We start from the raw sequence: 15,483 nt of genomic DNA on the forward strand, positions 1-15,483 counted from the left end.
CCGGTCGTCGGCGGTGTACTCAGAGCTCTGGCGCGTCATTGCCTCTTTTTCCGATCACATCATCCACCCAGCTCATCGCCGCAATGACCGTCGGGAAGCCGATCGTGCTGGTCAAAGCGATCAGTGCGTGATGGATCTCCTCAGTCGTCGCACCGGCTGCCAGTGCCCGTCGGGTATGACTGTGCACTGCGCCTTCCGAGCGGATGGCCGCCGCGGCACCGAGCTGAACCAGCTGAACGGTTTTCTCGTCCAGCGGGCCGGCCTGATGCACCGCGGTACCCAAGGCCTCCATGGCGCTGAAATAATCAGGGTATTGATGTTTCAGGCGTTGATAGGTGAATGGGTTGTGATCGCTCTTGTTGTCCATCGTAGTCTCCTCGCATTGACGGTTCGATTCAGTTTCGGCCCTTCACTTCAGGCAGCGCTCTACAAGCTCCTCGGCGCTGGTGACCGGGGGTTCGCACGAGTGGTTTCGGCAGACATAGGCGCTGATTTGCCCCGCGAGCGCATGCCGGCCCGCGCCGATGGGCACATTCTCGGCAAAGGCCAGGACAGGTGGATGGGCTTGTCCTCGTCGCGTGCACGGCGGAACGCTTCCTCACCCCACGGATACCAATCGACGGGGTTCTCTGCATGCTGGCGCAGATAGGGCGAAGTCTCGTTGGCGAGTCGATTGCTCATGGCTGGCTCCTCACACCGGGCTCCTCAGAACAGCCCCAACTGCAAGCGCGCCGCCTCGGACATGCGACTTTGATCCCAGGGCGGGTCCCAGACGATCTCGACCTCGACCTCGCTGACCCCTGGGAGAGTCTGGACCTTGGTGCGCGCCTCTTCCTTCAGTACATCGCCCATTCCGCAACCGGGCGCGGTCATGGACATCTTGATCTCGACTCGCTGGCCGCCGTCGGCGAGCAAGCGGGTTTCACACTGGTAGATCAACCCGAGATCGACCACATTCACCGGAATCTCCGGGTCGTAGACGGTACGCAACATGTCGAGCACCTGCTGGATGTCGAAAGCGCCGCTGACCGCCGGTTGCACGCTCGCCTGAGGTTGCCCTTGCGGGAGCGCATCCTGGCCCAGAGCATCGGCGTCAGCGGCGGCGATCCGCGCCAACCGGCCCCTGGAGATTTGAACCGTGAAGCTGCCACCGAGCGCCTGGGTCACCACCACCCGCTCGCCACGGCCCAGTTGCAGCCGCTCCCCGCCCGGAATCAGGGTCACCGCGCAGTCACGCGTGAGTTCGATCGGTTGCAGGTAGCCCGGTTTGTTCGGGTTATCGAAATGGAAGCCGGCGCCATGCAGGTCGTACTCGAAATCGATGGACAAGCCATCCGCGCGCTCTGCGCTCGCGGGATCGAGCAACAGCTTGATGCCGTCTGCCTCGACCGTGAGATCACCTTCGGCAGCGCGTTCGAAGAAAAACTCATGGGCGAAATGCTCATCGATCCTGAGCCGCACACCGCGCACATGCCCGTCCGCCAGGGCATCGAGCAAAACTTTGCGTGCCGGTTCGCGCAGGTGAATACGCGGGATTGGTAATGTGGCTGCCATGGCTGATTACTCCGTCGTGACCTGCGAGGCGCCACCTTCGAGGGCGCTACGCAGCGTGTGCCAGGCCAGAGTGGCGCATTTGACCCGCACCGGAAACTCCCAAACGCCTGAAAGCACCGCGAGTTTACCGAGCTCCCCGGGTGTCACCCGGGCGTTTGGCCCTTCGGTGAGCAACGTATGCACCCGGGCAAAAAGTGCCTGCGCCTCTTCCGGTTTTTTCCCCTTCACCGCCAACGTCATCAAGGATGCCGAGGCCTGGGAGATGGCACAGCCAACGCCCTGAAAGCTGATGTCCTCGATCACCCCGTTCGCAAGCCGGAGATAAATCTTCAACTGATCGCCGCACAGCGGATTGAAACCCTCCGCCGTACAGGTCGCGTCATCAAGCGGGTGAAAATTACGCGGCCGCTTACCGTGGTCAATGATCACGTCCTGATAAAGCTCGCGCAGTTCGTCGCTACTCACGGAACACCTCCTGAACCTTGGCCAGCCCCGCCACCAGCGCATCGATATCACGCTCGGTGCTGTAGCAACCGAGTGAAGCGCGAGCCGTGGCGGGCACGCCGAAACGGTTCATCAAGGGCTGTGCGCAGTGGTGCCCGGTGCGAATCGCGATCCCTTCGCGGTCAAGGATGGTGCCGATATCGTGCGGGTGGATGCCGTCGAGGACAAACGAAAGAACACCGACCTTCTCTGCTGCCGTACCGATCAGCCGCAGGCCAGGCACTGTCGCCAGCGCCTTCAGTGCGTAGGCCTGTACGACCTGCTCGTGAGCCGCAATCGCCTCTGGCCCCAGTTCAGCGAGAAAGTCGATCGCCGCGCCGAGGCCGATAGCGCCGGCCATGTTCGGGGTTCCCGCTTCAAACTTGTACGGCGGTTTGTTGTAGACAGTGTTCTCGAAGCTGACCGAGAGAATCATGTCGCCGCCGCCCTGATAAGGCGGCATGCTTTCGAGCAGCTCGTGACGGCCGTAGAGCACGCCGATACCGGTGGGACCGTACATCTTGTGGCCTGACAGCGCGTAAAAATCGCAGCCCAGCGCTCGGACGTCGACCTTCAAGTGCGGAGCCGCCTGGGCGCCGTCGACCAGCACGCGTACGCCCCGCGCGTGGGCGAGTTCGACAATGCGCCGGATCGGGTTGATGGTACCGAGCACATTGGAGACATGAGTGACAGCCACCAGCCGGGTCCGGGGCCCGATCAGCCGTTCCAGCTCATCGAGCAGCAGTTCGCCGGCGTCATTGATCGGTGCCACCCGCAGCCGCGCGCCGGTCTGCTCGCAGAGCATCTGCCAAGGCACGATATTCGAATGGTGTTCCATGGCCGTGATCAGCACCTCGTCGCCAGTACGGAGCTGAGTCTTGCCATAGGTTTGCGCCACGAGGTTGACCGCTTCGGTCGTGCCGCGGACGAAGACGATCTCTTCGACAGACTCGGCATTGAGGAAGCCCTGGACCTTGGCCCGAGCCTTCTCGTACTCCTCGGTGGCGCGTACCGAAAGATAATGCACGCCACGGTGCACGTTGGCGTTCTCCTTTGAAAAGAAGTGCGACATGGCATCGATGACCGCCTGCGGCTTCTGGCTGGTCGCGGCACTGTCGAGGTAAATCAGCGGCTTGCCGTAGATCGTCTCCGCGAGAATCGGGAACGCCTGGCGCACACGTTCGACGTCGTAGCCTGGCGCAAGGTGTAACGGTTTCGCTAGCCCGTGAAGGCGGTATTCGAGGTCGCTCATGCCACCACCTCCCGCCCGCGCAATTGCGCGGTGACCAGTCGCTGCACATGCTCGCGCAGCGGCTCCAGCTCAATGAGCTCGAGCATCTCGCTGACGAACGCAAAGGTCAGCAGCGATCGCGCTGCCGCCAGCGGAATCCCCCGTGAGCGCAGGTAGAAAATGGCCTGTTCATCCAGTTGGCCAACGGCGGCACCGTGAGCGCACTTGACGTCATCGGCGAAGATCTCCAGCCGAGGCTGAGAGTTGACCTGGGCCGACGTCGACAACAACAGATTCTTGTTGGTCTGGCTGGCATCGGTCTTCATCGCCCCCGGACGCACGATGATCCGTCCGTCAAAGATTCCATGCCCATGATCATCGATCACGCCTTTGTAGCGTTCGCGGCTGGTGCAGCTCGGCGCTTGATGCTCGATGGTCGTCTGATTGTCCAGGTGTTGCTGACCTCGCGGCAGGTACAGACCGTTCAACGCGACCCGCGCGCCGGGGCCTTCGAGTACCACGCGCAGCTCCTGCCGTGCCAGTTTCGAGCCCAGTGCCAGGGAATGCGCGATGAAGTGGCTGCCTCGGGCCTGGCGCACGCTGAGCAGCGCGACATGGAATGCCGCCGTGCTCTCGTTCTGCACCGTGTAATGCTCAAGTGTGGCGTCAGCGTCGAGCAGCACCTCGCTGACCGCGTTACTCAAGTAGACCTCGTTCCCGCTGCCGACGTGGCTTTGCACCAGAGTCGCCCGGCTCCCTGCCCCCATCTGCACCAGGACACGCGGATGGGTCACCCGTGGCGTGGCGTCCGACGTCGAAAGAAACACCAGATGGATCGGGGCGTCGAGCGTCGTGTGGGCGGGAATCTGCACCAACGCCCCGTCCTCGGCGAACGCGGTATTCAGCGCCGTAAAGGCTTGCGGCCGTGAGCGAAACGCGTGGGCGAACAGGCTTTCGAGCACGCCGTTGTCGGCGTTCAGCAGTGCTGCAAATGGGCACACCTTAACGCCGTGGGGCAGTCCTTCAAGTGCCGACAGCTCAGCGGCGAAATAGCCGTTGACGAAGACCAGTCGCACACCGCCGTAGTTACCGGCAAGTCGTTCGATGTTGACGGCGGACAGGTCCCGACTCGCGTCCGTTTCGACCGCCTGGAAAGGAATCTCCAGGATCGGCGCGACTCGCGTGTGCTTCCAGGCTTCGTCCTTGACCGTGGGAAAGCCCTGCTCGGTCACCCACTGGAACGCGGCGCGGCGCAACGCTTGCAGCCAGGCCGGATGCCCAGCGTCAGATCCGGGGGTGAGCTGCGTGAGGAACGCCGCGCTGTTCATGGCCTGGCTCCGGGCGCTGCAGAATCCTGCTCATAGCTCGCATAGCCGTGTTTCTCCAGCTCGAGGGCCAGCTCTTTGCCGCCGGATTGGACGATCCGGCCGTTAGCCATGACGTGCACGCGATCCGGGACGATGTAGTCGAGCAGTCGTTGATAGTGGGTGATCACCAGCAGCGCGCGATCCTTGCTGCGTAGCGCATTGACGCCAGCTGCGACTGTCCGCAGCGCATCGATGTCGAGGCCCGAGTCGGTCTCGTCGAGGATCGCCAGCCGGGGTTCTAGAATCGCCATCTGGAAAATCTCGTTGCGCTTCTTCTCGCCCCCCGAAAAGTCCACGTTGACCGAGCGGTTCATGAAGCTCTGGTCCATCTCGACCAGCGCCATGCGCTCCTTGGCGAGTTCAAGGAAATCCAGCGCATCCAGCTCTTCGAGCCCGCGCTGCTTGCGCACGGCGTTGAGGGCCGTGCGCAGAAAGTACAGGTTGCCGACGCCGGGGATTTCCACCGGGTACTGAAACGCCAGGAAAATCCCGGCAACCGCCCGCGCTTCCGGCGGCATGGCCAGCAGGTCCTGGCCGTCATACAGCACCTCGCCGCTGACCTCGTAGGTCTCGAGGCCTGCGAGCACCTGGGCCAGCGTGCTTTTGCCGGAGCCGTTCGGCCCCATGATCGCGTGCACCTCGCCCGCTTCAACCCGCAGCGTGATGCCCCGCAGAATTTCACGGCCGTCGACGCTGGCGTGCAGATCATTGATCTCGAGCATGCTCCCACCCCGGGCCTTAGCCCACGCAGCCCTCCAGGCTCACACCCAGCAGTTTCTGGGCTTCCACCGCGAACTCCATCGGCAGCTCCTTGAGCACCTCGCGGCAGAAGCCGTTGACGATCATCGGCACCGCATCCTCTGCGCTGATGCCGCGCTGCCGGCAGTAAAACAGCTGCTCGTCGCTGATCTTCGACGTGGAGGCCTCATGCTCGACCTGGGCGCTGGGGTTCTTCACATCGATATAAGGAAACGTGTGCGCGCCACACTCGCTGCCCAGCAGCAGCGAGTCACACTGCGTATGGTTGCGGGCACCGGTTGCGCCTTTCTGGATTTTCACCAGGCCGCGATAGGTATTCTGCCCATGACCGGCGGATATTCCCTTGGACAGAATGGTGCTGCGCGTGTGCCGACCGATGTGGATCATCTTGGTGCCGGTGTCCGCCTGTTGGTGATTGGCGGTCAGGGCGACCGAATAGAACTCGCCGACCGAATAATCGCCCTGGAGAATCACTCCCGGATATTTCCAGGTGATCGCGGAGCCGGTTTCAACCTGCGTCCAGGAAATCTTCGAATGCGCGCCTGCGCATTTGCCGCGCTTGGTGACGAAGTTGAAGATCCCGCCGCGTCCCTGGGCGTCGCCCGGGTACCAGTTCTGCACCGTGGCGTACTTGATCTGGGCGTTATCCAGCGCGACCAGTTCGACCACCGCCGCATGCAACTGGTTATTGTCGCGCATCGGTGCGGTGCAGCCCTCGAGGTAGCTCACATAGGCGCCCTCCTCCGCAACGATCAGCGTGCGCTCGAACTGGCCGGTGTCCGCGGCGTTGATACGGAAATAGGTCGACAGCTCCATCGGGCAACGCACGCCCTTGGGCACGTAGCAGAAGGAACCGTCGGAAAACACCGCCGAGTTCAGTGTGGCGAAGAAGTTGTCGCTGTAGGGCACCACCGAACCGAGGTACTTGCGCACCAGTTCCGGGTGGTTTTGCACGGCCTCGGAGAACGAGCAGAAGATCACCCCGACTTCGGCGAGTTTGTGCTTGAAGGTAGTCGCTACCGAGACCGAGTCGACCACGGCATCCACCGCAACGCCGGTCAGGCGTTCCTGTTCGGCGAGCGAGATGCCGAGCTTGCCGAACATCTCGCGCAGCTCGGGATCGACCTCGTCAAGACTGGTGGGCCCCGGGGTTTTCGGCTTCGGCGCCGAGTAATAGATGATGTCCTGGTAGTCGATGGGATCGAAGTGGACGTTCTGCCAGGTGGGCTCGCGCATTGTCAGCCAGTGGCGATACGCCTTCAGACGCCAGTCGAGCAGCCACTGTGGCTCGTTTTTCTTTGCCGAGATCAGGCGGACGAGGTCTTCGTTGAGCCCGCGCGGGGCCGCGTCGCTCTCAAAATCAGAAACAAAGCCGTACTTGTAGGCCCGGTTGCTGAGTTCGCGGATCCTCGCATTGTCAGTGCTCATCGCGGATGCCTCCTGCTGTTGGCAGGACCATGTGATCGTTTAACTATACTCCTTCCCTGTTCCTTACGACCCGAGCTAGCCCCTGGCGTTCAAACATCCGACGATTGCCGTAACAGGATGTCGTTGCCGTCCACCCGGACCTCGAACTGTTCGACCTGGTAAGCCGGTTCTGTGAGGCATTCGCCGCTGGTCACGTCGAACTCATAGGCGTGAACCGGGCAAATCACCACGTTGTCGCAGAGTATTCCGTCTCCCAGCGAACCGTCTTCGTGCGGGCAGGTGTTGTGGATGGCGAAATACCGGCCATCGACATTGAACAGCGCGACGGGCGTACCCCCAAGGTCCACGGTTATGCCGTTACCCGGTTCGATATCCCCCACAGATGCGACCTTGACGAACTCACTCATAGTGCCACTCCCTCTTGAGTGTCATTTTAGCTGCTGGATCTGCTGCCGACTCGTCGGGATCCGATCACCGAGACTTGCGCCCGGCAGCAGTAGGCTAAGCTTTCAGCAGCTCATTGCTCACGATGCTCGCGCCTGCAGGTTTTGGGTTTTTCTGAAGAGCGTCTGCAACAGCTATTTCAGACAGGCCCAAACCACTCACGCAGGACTGACGTGATGACCGAGCCCCTCCTCAGCTTCGAAGAACTGAAACTCGCCGCTACCGCAGGTGATATCGATACCGTGCTGGTCTGCATGGTCGATATGCAGGGGCGACTGGTCGGCAAGCGATTCCAGGTCGAGTTTTTCATCGACAGCGGCCATGAAGAAACCCACTGCTGCAATTACCTGCTGGCCGACGACATCGACATGGAACCGGTGCCAGGTTATGCCGCCGCCAGCTGGAGCAAAGGCTATGGCGATTTCGTGCTGAAACCCGACATGGCCACCTTGCGCCGCGTGCCGTGGCTGGAATGCACGGCGCTGGTGCTCTGCGACGTGCTCGATCACCACCATCGGCAGGACTTGCCCCACAGCCCGCGGGCAATCCTGAAAAAGCAGATCGAGCGACTCCGTGAGCGCGGCTACAGCGGCATGTTCGCCTCGGAACTGGAGTTCTATCTGTTCGACGAGAGTTACGAGGCCATCCACGAGCGCAACTACCACAAGCCGAAAACCGCCGGCCATTACATCGAGGATTACAACATCCTCCAGACCACCCGCGAGGAGCCAGTGCTGCGGGCGATTCGCAAACACCTGCAGGCCTCCGGCATTCCCGTGGAAAACTCCAAGGGTGAATGGGGCCCGGGCCAGGAAGAAATCAACGTCCGTTATGCCGATGCCCTGACCATGGCCGACCAGCACGTGATCATCAAGCACGCCTGCAAAGAGATCGCGCAATTGCAGGGCAAGGCGATCACGTTCATGGCCAAGTGGCGCTATGACGCCGCCGGGTCCAGTAGCCATATCCACAACTCGTTGTGGGACAAGAATGGCAAAAAGCCGCTGTTCTTCGACCCCAAGGCCGAGTTCGGCATGTCGACGCTGATGCGTGCCTGGGTGGCCGGGCAGCTCAAGTACGCCAACGACATCACCTGTTTTCTCGCGCCTTACATCAATTCGTACAAGCGCTTCCAGGCTGGCACTTTCGCGCCGACCCGGGCGATCTGGAGTCGGGACAACCGCACCGCAGGCTTTCGTTTGTGCGCCGAAGGCAGCAAATCCATCCGCATCGAATGCCGCATCGGCGGCGCCGACCTCAACCCTTATCTGGCCTTCGCCGCGTTGATCGCCGCAGGCCTGGCCGGTATCGACGAGCAGCTCAGCCTGGCGCCACCCTTTGAAGGCGATGCCTACCTCGACGAACACTTGCCGGAAGTCTCGAAGACCCTGCGCGAAGCCTGCGCCGCGCTCAAGGCCTCGAGCATGTTGCGCGAGGCGTTCGGTGACGAAGTGGTCGACCACTACGTGCACACCGCCGAATGGGAGCAGAAAGAGTACGACCGACGGATAACCGACTGGGAACTGCAGCGCGGTTTTGAGCGCTATTGAGCAATCCATTATTGAGGCAGCCATGACGTCGATGATTCAACTCATCTCCCCGGTCGATGGCCGGGTCTACGCCGAACGCCACTGCGCCAATGCGACGCAGATCGAGCAGGCGCTGACGGCTGCCGCAGCCGCCCAGGCGTCATGGAAACGCCGGCCACTGAGCGAACGCGCCGCTTTATGCAGTGCCGCCGTGGACGCGATGCTGGCCATGAAAGACGAAATAGTGCCGGAACTGGCCTGGCAAATGGGCCGCCCGGTACGCTTTGGCGCTGGCGAGCTGCGCGGATTCGAAGAGCGTGCCCGGCATATGATCGCCATCGCACCTGAAGCCTTGGCAGCGGTCGAACCTGCGCCTGTCGTGGGGTTTCGACGCCAGATCAAACGCGAGCCGCTGGGTACGGTGCTGGTTATCGCACCCTGGAATTACCCCTACCTCACGGCGGTCAATACGATCATCCCGGCGCTGATGGCCGGCAACAGCGTCATTCTCAAACACGCCTCGCAAACGCTGCTGGTCGGTGAACGTTTCGCTGAGGCCTTTCGCCGCGCCAACCTGCCCGAAGGGCTGTTCCATAACCTGCTGCTCAATCACACCTATACCGCGGCGATCATTGCCTCGGGACGGGTGCAGCACGTGAACTTCACCGGTTCGGTCGAAGCCGGCAAAGCCATCGAAATCGCCGCCACCGGGCGCTTCCTCGGCATCGGGCTGGAGCTCGGCGGCAAAGACCCGGCCTACGTCCGCGCAGACGCCAACCTTGAGCATGCCGTGGAAAACCTGGTGGACGGCAGCTTCTTCAACTCCGGGCAAAGCTGCTGCGCCGTCGAACGTATCTATGTCGATCAAACAATTTACCCGGCGTTTGTCGAGCGCTTTGCCGCCCTGACCCGCCAATATGTGCTGGGCAACCCGCTGGACGAAGCCACCACCCTCGGCCCGTTGGTCAATCCGGGAGCTGCCGAGTTCGTGCGTGGGCAGATCGCCGAAGCGCTGGCAAAAGGTGCTAAAGCACTGATCGATCCAAAGACCTTTCCAGCGGATGTGCCCGGCAGCGCCTACCTCGCGCCGCAGGTGTTAGTCGATGTCAGCCATCAAATGTCGGTGATGCGCGAGGAAAGCTTTGGTCCGGTGGTCGGCATCATGCCGGTTGCCAGCGACGACGAAGCCATCGCCTTGATGAACGACAGCGAATTCGGGCTCAGCGCCTCAATCTGGACGGCGGACCTCGCCGCCGCCGAACGTATCGGCGACGAGATCGCCACCGGCAGCGTATTCATGAACCGCTGCGATTACCTGGACCCGGCCCTGGCCTGGACCGGGGTGAAAAACAGCGGGCGCGGCGTATCGCTGTCGCGCATCGGTTACGAACACCTGACCCGAGCCAAATCCTTCCATCTGCGCCATGAGATCTGAGCCATGAGCCTGACCGCGAACTGGAACTACCCCACGAGCATCCACTTCGGTGTTGGCCGTATCGCCGAGCTGGCCGACACCTGCCGCAGCCAAGGTATCCAGCGACCGTTGCTGGTCACCGACAGTGGTCTGGCGCGCGCACCGATCACCACCGCGGCGCTGGAATCCTTGCGCGCCGCCGGCCTCGGCGTAGCACTGTTTTGCGACCTCAAGCCGAACCCGGTCGAGGCCAACCTGGCGGGAGGGCTCGACGCCTGGCGTGCCGGCAAACACGATGGCGTGGTCGCCTTCGGCGGCGGCAGTGGGCTGGATATGGGCAAACTGATCGCCTTCATGAGCGGCCAGACCCGACCGGTGTGGGATTTCGAAGACATCGGCGACTACTGGACCCGCGCCGATGAAAGCAGCATCGCCCCAATAATTGCGGTGCCGACCACGGCGGGTACGGGGTCCGAGGTCGGCCGCGCAGCGGTGATCATCGACGAGCGTACACACACCAAACGGATCATCTTCCATCCAAAAATGATGCCGCGGGTGGTCATCAGCGACCCAGCCCTCACCGTTGGCATGCCGGCCAAGGTCACCGCCGGCACCGGCATGGATGCCTTTGCGCATTGCCTGGAGTCGTACTGCGCCCCCGGTTTTCATCCCATGGCCGAAGGGATTGCGGTAGAAGGCATGCGCCTGGTGGCCAACGCCCTGGTGCGGGCAGTACGCACACCCTCCGACCTTGAGGCGCGCGCGGAAATGCTCGCGGCCGCCGCGATGGGCGCCACCGCCTTCCAGAAAGGTCTGGGCGGGATGCACGCGCTCGCACATCCGGTCGGCGCCCTGTACGACACCCATCACGGCATGACCAATGCCACCTTCATGCCCTATGTCTTGAAGTTCAATCGCCCGGCCATCGAGGAACGCATCACCCGCCTGGCGGCTTACCTGCGTCTGCCGACTCCGGGCTTCGACAGTTTTCTGGCCTTCGTCCTCAAGTTGCGCAAGGACATCGGCGTGCCGCATACGCTGTTTGAGCTGGGAGTGGATGATCGGCAGGTCGACCTGATCGCCGACATGGCGATTGTCGACCCCTGCGCCAGCGGTAACCCGCTGCCATTGACACGAAATGGCGCGGTAGAGATTTTCGACGCGGCGTATCACGGCCGGCTCTAGAGCTACTATTCACCCTGCTCAAAAGCCCGATGGGCGTCGTTTGTGCTTGCATTACAGCCAGTACTCCCAAAGGCGCCCAAACTGTTCCTTGACTCTCACGCCGAGGGAACGCTGCTGCCACTTCTCAAGCGTAATTTCATTCGACTTCAGTAGATCCGCGAGGAACGCCGCACGCATTTTCTCGCCGAATCCGGTACCCAGCACCACGACGTTGACTTCCTGGTTGTGCAGAAAACTCCGCCAGTCAAGATTGGTTGAGCCGACCGTGGACCAGACGCCATCGATCACCGCGGTTTTGACATGCAGCAAGGCATCGCGGCGTTCGTAGAGCTTGACGCCGGCCTCCAGCAGCTCGGTGTAGTGCCTGCGGCCAGCGTTGAATACCAGCCAGGAATCGGTGCTGCTGGGCAGCACCAGCTTCACATCGACGCCTCGTGCCACTGCGTTCTTGAGCTCCGTCAGTAGTTGCGGATCGGGCACGAAGTAGGCGTTAGTCAGCCAGATTTCGGTTTGCGCACTGCGTAGCGCCGAAATAAGCGTGGCGTAAATCAAACTGTAGGGTTCATCTGGTGAGCTACCGATGGCGCGTACTACCTCGTGGCCTTTGCGTTCGGCCGTCGGGAAATAATGGCGTGTCGCAAGCGGTTTGCCTTTCTGCTTTTCCCACGTCTCGATAAATAGCTTTTGCAGTTCAGCCACTGCCGGTCCTTCAACCCGCAGGTCGGTATCGCGCCAAGGCAACTTGCCGCCGGGCCTGACTTTTGAGTTCAGGCTGAACGAGTTGCCTGAATGGACACTGCTGACGTTGATACCGCCGAGGAAGGCAACGCGGCCATCAATGATCAGTAGCTTACGATGATCCCGCTGGTTCACTTGCCACCCAGCCTTGGCGGTCGCTGGATTGACCGGATTGAATTCCAGCACATTGATGCCTGCGGCGGTCAGTCGGGTGAAAAAAGCCGACGGTGTGCTGAGGGTACCGACGCTGTCCCGGATCAGATTGACCTGTACCCCAGCCGCTTGTTTGGCAATCAGCGCTGCGGCGAAGCGCTCGCCGATTTCATCGTCGTCAAAAATGTAACTCTCGATATTGATGTGATCACGCGCGCGGCCAATCGCAGAGATCATTGATGGGTAGGTAGTCGGACCGTTCTGTAACAGTTCGACCTTGTTGCCGTCCGTCAGCGGGCTGCCGACGATGGCCTCCTCGATCGCCATATGCAGGTCGAAGATGTTCGTCTGGACGCCATTGGCCTTCAAACGGTCAATAACGGCCTTGCTGCGTTCGGCTGACAGCGGTCCATGCGTACTGTCGATCTTCACAGAGGCCGGGTTGGTGTAGGCCATATCGGGGGCGATGGTGGGCAACGAACCACACGCCAGGAGCAGTGTCAGGCTCAGCACTGTCAGAGTTCGGAGCAAAATCCGGATGGAAAACAGATTCATGCAGCCTCCGCCCGAAACTGAAGGAGTGCCTGTATCGGGGCAGTAAATGAGCACGGTTTCGGTGCGATAACGTTCTTAAATTTAGACTCTGCACAACAGTCCCGCGGCTTTTTATCGCTGACAGCGGATTTGAACGCGTGCAGTAATACCGACAGACGGTTAAGCGCGGTCATGTACACAGCACGCCATGGATTAATCTGTAGAGCTAGGGAATCTCAACTTCGGACGGTGGCTGACATGTTTGATGCTCCAAAGCCACAACAGAACCATCTGCTGGCAGCCCTGCCCGCACAATCACTGGAGCGCTTGCTGCCGCACCTCGAGCCGATCACCCTGCCGCTTGGCAAGGTGCTCTACGAGTCCGGGGATGCCCTACGGCACGTCTATTTCCCCACCGACGCCATCGTGTCCCTGCTGTACGTGATGGAAAACGGCGCATCGGCGGAAATTTCAGTGGTCGGCAATGAAGGCTTGATCGGCATCGCCGTCTTCATGGGCGGCGAAAGCACGCCGAGCCGGGCGATTGTCCAGAGTGCCGGGCATGCTTTCCGGTTGCCCGGCCAGCGTCTCAAGGATGAGTTCAACCGCCACGGAGAGATGCTCCTGCTGATGTTGCGCTACACCCAGGCGTTGATCACCCAGATGGCCCAGACCGCGGTCTGCAACCGCCACCACTCGATCGATCAACAATTGTGCCGCTGGTTGCTGCTGTCCCTCGATCGCCTGCAAGACAATCAACTGATCATGACCCAGGAATTGATCGCCAACATGCTCGGCGTACGCCGCGAAGGAGTGACCGATGCCGCCGGCAAGCTGCAACGCCTGGGCGTCATCGAATACAGCCGTGGCCACATCAAGGTGCTGGACAGGTCCGCGCTCGAGCAACTGAGTTGCGAGTGCTACGCGGTGGTCAGAAAAGAAACCGAGCGCCTGCTGCCCTACGTTCCGGTAAAGCCGACTCGCTGATTGCCAATGTCTGCGTGTTCTAGCGAACAGACTGGCCTGCCAGAGTCACCCATACTGAACGCATTAGACGGCCCCGGCACCTGTCCCGCCCATTCAGGGCCCACTGTGCCGCAGGATCTGCGCATGCCAATTATGTCTGGGCGACCAATAGAAAACCGGCTACTCCAGGGGCTGTCGAAGACTGACTACGGCCGGCTGGAGGCACAGTGCAATAACGTCGAACTGGCCTTTGGCACTGTCCTGTGCGAACCGGGCCATCCAATCCTGCATGTGTATTTCCCGCAAACAGCGCTCATCGCTGAAGTGGTGACGTTGCACCGCCACCCTCCTCTGCACATGAGCCTGATCGGCAATGAAGGGATGCTCGGAGCGACACTTGCTCTGGGGGTTAATACCGCCCCCATGCGCGCCGTGGTGCAAGGCGCCGGTACGTGCCTGAGGATGAGTGGCTTACAGCTTCAGGTCTCGCTACGCGAGAGCCCGTTATTGTTGCGCAGGCTCAATCAGTACCTGTACGTGCAGATGATGCAGCTCGCTCAAACTGCCGCCTGTACCCATTTTCACGAGATTGAGCCACGCCTGGCGCGCTGGTTGCTGATGACTCACGATCGCGCGCACGCCAATCACTTTCATCTGACCCACCTGGCCCTCGCGGACATGCTTGGGGTTCGGCGCAGTGGCGTGACACTGGCCGCCGGCACGCTGCAACAGCGTGGATTGATCCGTTACACCCGTGGTGAAATCACGATTCTTGACCGTAAAGGATTGGAAGCGGCGTCATGCGAGTGCTATAGCGACACCCGCTCGACTCCGCTATGACGCGGCTATCGTGGCAAGGGAAAGGTTGCTGTAAACGTAGTGCCCTCTTCTATCGAGGAACTCACCCTCACGTCGCCGTGATGCGCTCTGACGATCTCTCTCACAATGAACAGACCGAGCCCGACACTGCGCAGTCCTGCATTATCCTGGCTGCCGCGAATCATCGGTTCGAACAGGTTGTCGAGCAACTCTGTGGGTATCGGCGTGCCAAGGTTGTGCACGGCAATGGTCACCTGATCCTCGAAGCACGAAGACACCGTGACCCCACCCACAGCCGTGCCATAGGCAATCGCGTTGGCAACCAGATTGCCAATGAGCTGGTAGAGCCGGTCACTGTCGGCGATGAAATCACCTTGGCCGACACAGCGATGGGTCAGCGTGTGCTCAGGAAACACCAGACTCAGCTCGTCCAGGCATTCGCCCACCAGTGTGTGCAAATCAACCGGTTTGAGGGAAACCGCAATGCCGCGCCCGACTTGTCTCAGGGTGAAGTCCAGCAGGTCTGCCACCAGACGTTGCGCGCGCTCTGCAGCGTGGGTGATGTGACCGAGTATTTGTGCTTGCTTGGGAGGCAAGTCACGGCATCCGAGCAGTTGCGAAGCCATTTTTATCGCCGCCAACGGATTGCGCAGGTCGTGACTGACGATCCCGATCAACTGTTCGGCGAACAGCGCCCGGTCTTCTGCCGCTGCGTAATTGCTCCATAACGCGTCCCGTGCAACATCCATTGCGTATTGGGCCTTGAGGTTCATCGCCAGATGCCGTTCGGCAAGCATGCGAGCGGCGAGAGGCCGGTCGTCTGCCTTGAACAGCCTCATCTCATGAAACGTGCCGTGATACGTAATGCTCGGTTGCACG

At 61.1% G+C, this 15,483-nt stretch carries 16 protein-coding genes; 5 read left to right on the forward strand and 11 right to left on the reverse strand.

Features of this window, described 5'->3' with window-relative positions; translation table 11 throughout:
* Positions 1-19: 19 nt before the first annotated feature.
* From FPT12_RS09425 to FPT12_RS09465, 9 genes are all read right to left on the reverse strand, one after another.
* Positions 20-367 (reverse strand): carboxymuconolactone decarboxylase family protein, encoded by a 348-nt coding sequence (locus tag FPT12_RS09425; RefSeq protein WP_145015949.1) that lies wholly within the window; start codon positions 365-367, stop codon positions 20-22.
* A 59-nt stretch (positions 368-426) separates the two neighbouring features.
* On the reverse strand, positions 427-681 hold the full coding sequence (locus tag FPT12_RS27825; RefSeq protein ID WP_218570717.1) for a DUF255 domain-containing protein: 255 nt from the start codon (positions 679-681) through the stop codon (positions 427-429).
* A 24-nt stretch (positions 682-705) separates the two neighbouring features.
* Positions 706-1,554 (reverse strand): putative Fe-S cluster assembly protein SufT, encoded by an 849-nt coding sequence (gene sufT / locus FPT12_RS09435; protein WP_178098671.1) that lies wholly within the window; start codon positions 1,552-1,554, stop codon positions 706-708.
* Between the two features lie 6 nt (positions 1,555-1,560).
* Positions 1,561-2,019, reverse strand: a complete 459-nt coding sequence (sufU, locus tag FPT12_RS09440) for a Fe-S cluster assembly sulfur transfer protein SufU (protein WP_178098672.1) — start codon at positions 2,017-2,019, stop codon at positions 1,561-1,563.
* Entirely contained in the window at positions 2,012-3,289 is a 1,278-nt protein-coding gene (locus tag FPT12_RS09445; protein ID WP_145015953.1) for a cysteine desulfurase, read from the reverse strand. Before FPT12_RS09445 ends, sufU begins: the two co-directional genes overlap by 8 nt.
* Positions 3,286-4,596, reverse strand: a complete 1,311-nt coding sequence (gene sufD / locus FPT12_RS09450) for a Fe-S cluster assembly protein SufD (protein ID WP_145015955.1) — start codon at positions 4,594-4,596, stop codon at positions 3,286-3,288. Before sufD ends, FPT12_RS09445 begins: the two co-directional genes overlap by 4 nt.
* A complete protein-coding gene (sufC, locus tag FPT12_RS09455; RefSeq protein WP_145015957.1) occupies positions 4,593-5,357 on the reverse strand; it encodes a Fe-S cluster assembly ATPase SufC in 765 nt (254 codons plus the stop codon). Before sufC ends, sufD begins: the two co-directional genes overlap by 4 nt.
* Positions 5,358-5,373: 16 nt before the next feature.
* Positions 5,374-6,822, reverse strand: a complete 1,449-nt coding sequence (gene sufB, locus FPT12_RS09460) for a Fe-S cluster assembly protein SufB (protein WP_145015959.1) — start codon at positions 6,820-6,822, stop codon at positions 5,374-5,376.
* A gap of 89 nt (positions 6,823-6,911) precedes the next feature.
* A complete protein-coding gene (locus tag FPT12_RS09465; RefSeq protein WP_145015961.1) occupies positions 6,912-7,229 on the reverse strand; it encodes a non-heme iron oxygenase ferredoxin subunit in 318 nt (105 codons plus the stop codon).
* A 213-nt stretch (positions 7,230-7,442) separates the two neighbouring features.
* Between FPT12_RS09465 and FPT12_RS09470 the strand changes: the two genes are divergently transcribed.
* Genes FPT12_RS09470 through FPT12_RS09480 form a run of 3 tightly spaced genes read left to right on the forward strand, consistent with a single transcriptional unit; the run spans position 7,443 to position 11,394 of the window.
* Positions 7,443-8,816 (forward strand): glutamine synthetase family protein, encoded by a 1,374-nt coding sequence (locus FPT12_RS09470; RefSeq protein ID WP_145015963.1) that lies wholly within the window; start codon positions 7,443-7,445, stop codon positions 8,814-8,816.
* Positions 8,817-8,838: 22 nt separating this feature from the next.
* Positions 8,839-10,230, forward strand: coding sequence for an aldehyde dehydrogenase family protein (locus tag FPT12_RS09475; protein WP_145015965.1), 1,392 nt, complete (start codon positions 8,839-8,841; stop codon positions 10,228-10,230).
* Between the two features lie 3 nt (positions 10,231-10,233).
* The gene (locus FPT12_RS09480) at positions 10,234-11,394 is read left to right on the forward strand and encodes an iron-containing alcohol dehydrogenase (RefSeq protein WP_145015967.1); all 1,161 of its coding nucleotides are present in this window, start codon (positions 10,234-10,236) and stop codon (positions 11,392-11,394) included.
* A gap of 51 nt (positions 11,395-11,445) precedes the next feature.
* Here FPT12_RS09480 and cls read toward each other — a convergent pair whose 3' ends face one another.
* On the reverse strand, positions 11,446-12,840 hold the full coding sequence (cls, locus tag FPT12_RS09485; protein ID WP_145015969.1) for a cardiolipin synthase: 1,395 nt from the start codon (positions 12,838-12,840) through the stop codon (positions 11,446-11,448).
* Between the two features lie 237 nt (positions 12,841-13,077).
* Between cls and FPT12_RS09490 the strand changes: the two genes are divergently transcribed.
* Complete coding sequence (locus tag FPT12_RS09490; RefSeq protein WP_145015971.1) at positions 13,078-13,806, forward strand: Crp/Fnr family transcriptional regulator; 729 nt, start codon at positions 13,078-13,080, stop codon at positions 13,804-13,806.
* A 123-nt stretch (positions 13,807-13,929) separates the two neighbouring features.
* Entirely contained in the window at positions 13,930-14,625 is a 696-nt protein-coding gene (locus FPT12_RS09495; protein ID WP_178098690.1) for a Crp/Fnr family transcriptional regulator, read from the forward strand.
* A gap of 5 nt (positions 14,626-14,630) precedes the next feature.
* On the opposite strand, the gene FPT12_RS09500 is transcribed toward FPT12_RS09495, so the two are convergent.
* On the reverse strand, positions 14,631-15,482 hold the full coding sequence (locus FPT12_RS09500; protein ID WP_256676684.1) for a sensor histidine kinase KdpD: 852 nt from the start codon (positions 15,480-15,482) through the stop codon (positions 14,631-14,633).
* Position 15,483 lies beyond the last annotated feature (1 nt).

The organism is Pseudomonas sp. H3(2019), assembly GCF_007713465.1.
Lineage (GTDB): Bacteria > Pseudomonadota > Gammaproteobacteria > Pseudomonadales > Pseudomonadaceae > Aquipseudomonas.

Bases quoted from the DNA above. Each gene is read 5' to 3' on its own strand.
- FPT12_RS09445 (WP_145015953.1), bottom strand. From the start codon at position 3,289: ATGAGCGACCTCGAATACCGCCTTCACGGGCTAGCGAAACCGTTACAC.
- FPT12_RS27825 (WP_218570717.1), bottom strand. From the start codon at position 681: ATGAGCAATCGACTCGCCAACGAGACTTCGCCCTATCTGCGCCAGCAT.
- FPT12_RS09425 (WP_145015949.1), bottom strand. From the start codon at position 367: ATGGACAACAAGAGCGATCACAACCCATTCACCTATCAACGCCTGAAA.
- FPT12_RS09465 (WP_145015961.1), bottom strand. From the start codon at position 7,229: ATGAGTGAGTTCGTCAAGGTCGCATCTGTGGGGGATATCGAACCGGGT.
- cls (WP_145015969.1), bottom strand. From the start codon at position 12,840: ATGAATCTGTTTTCCATCCGGATTTTGCTCCGAACTCTGACAGTGCTG.
- sufC (WP_145015957.1), bottom strand. From the start codon at position 5,357: ATGCTCGAGATCAATGATCTGCACGCCAGCGTCGACGGCCGTGAAATT.
- FPT12_RS09490 (WP_145015971.1), top strand. From the start codon at position 13,078: ATGTTTGATGCTCCAAAGCCACAACAGAACCATCTGCTGGCAGCCCTG.
- sufT (WP_178098671.1), bottom strand. From the start codon at position 1,554: ATGGCAGCCACATTACCAATCCCGCGTATTCACCTGCGCGAACCGGCA.
- FPT12_RS09495 (WP_178098690.1), top strand. From the start codon at position 13,930: ATGCCAATTATGTCTGGGCGACCAATAGAAAACCGGCTACTCCAGGGG.
- FPT12_RS09480 (WP_145015967.1), top strand. From the start codon at position 10,234: ATGAGCCTGACCGCGAACTGGAACTACCCCACGAGCATCCACTTCGGT.
- sufD (WP_145015955.1), bottom strand. From the start codon at position 4,596: ATGAACAGCGCGGCGTTCCTCACGCAGCTCACCCCCGGATCTGACGCT.
- FPT12_RS09475 (WP_145015965.1), top strand. From the start codon at position 8,839: ATGACGTCGATGATTCAACTCATCTCCCCGGTCGATGGCCGGGTCTAC.
- sufB (WP_145015959.1), bottom strand. From the start codon at position 6,822: ATGAGCACTGACAATGCGAGGATCCGCGAACTCAGCAACCGGGCCTAC.
- FPT12_RS09470 (WP_145015963.1), top strand. From the start codon at position 7,443: ATGACCGAGCCCCTCCTCAGCTTCGAAGAACTGAAACTCGCCGCTACC.